1 protein-coding gene and 1 pseudogene are annotated in these 770 nt (G+C 67.5%); both read left to right on the top strand.

Features of this window, described 5'->3' with window-relative positions; all coding sequences use genetic code 11:
* The coding region (locus AC1D15_RS35395) for a MarR family winged helix-turn-helix transcriptional regulator (RefSeq protein WP_477829764.1) at positions 1-211 on the top strand (211 nt) is incomplete at its 5' end.
* A 118-nt stretch (positions 212-329) separates the two neighbouring features.
* A pseudogene (locus AC1D15_RS35390) lies at positions 330-770 on the top strand (hypothetical protein); the annotation flags it as partial.

The following is a 770-nucleotide window of genomic DNA, read 5'->3' as shown; positions in this document are numbered from 1 at the left end:
GTGCAAGCGGGTGCGCAGCACCGAAGACCGACGGGTCGTCGAGATCGAGCTGACGCCGGAAGGCGAGGCCTCGATCGCCGAGGTCCCTGCCGTTCTGGCCGAGGTGCTCAACGCCCATCTGGCCGGTTTCTCGAAGACCGAATGGCAGGCGCTGAAGCTGTATCTGCAGCGCATGCTGGCGAACGGAGAGGCGTTGCGCGACGAGACCTGATCTCCCTCGCGCAGCCCCCAATAGGACAAACAAAAGTTGAACGAGGTGGACCATGCCGTCCCAATGCTTGCCTGAGCAAATACAGCCGAAACAATCATCTGACAGAAAGTCTGGTCTCATGTCCGCGATCCCTTCCCTGCAGACCCTGCGCTCGCACCGCGAGCTTCCGGCGCTGACCGCGCTGGTGGTGGCCCTGGCGTCAACGCTGGTGCTGACGCTGGCCGGCTGCGCCAGCACCAATGGCATCGCGCCGGGCGCGAAGCTGGTCGAGCCGGCCACGGTCGGCCTGGCCGAGAAGGCCGACGCAGCCTCGCCGGCCATCGAGGCCAACTGGTGGCAATCGTTCGGCGACAGTTCGCTGAACGGGCTGGTCGACAAGGCGCTGACCGGCAGCCCGAACCTGCGCGTGGCGCAGGCGCGCATCACGCGGGCGCAGGCCGCGATCGATAACGTGGCGGCGGCCGACGGCCTGCAGGTCACCGGGCAGTTCGATGCCACCCGCCAGCGCTTCACCGAGACCGGCCTGGTGCCGCCCCCGATCGGCGGCACGATGCAGACC

The sequence above is a fragment of the Rhizobacter sp. P2_H2 genome (genome assembly GCF_056403375.1).
Note: the sequence above shows the minus strand (reverse complement) of the source record. Positions and strands in the feature narration are given on the sequence as shown.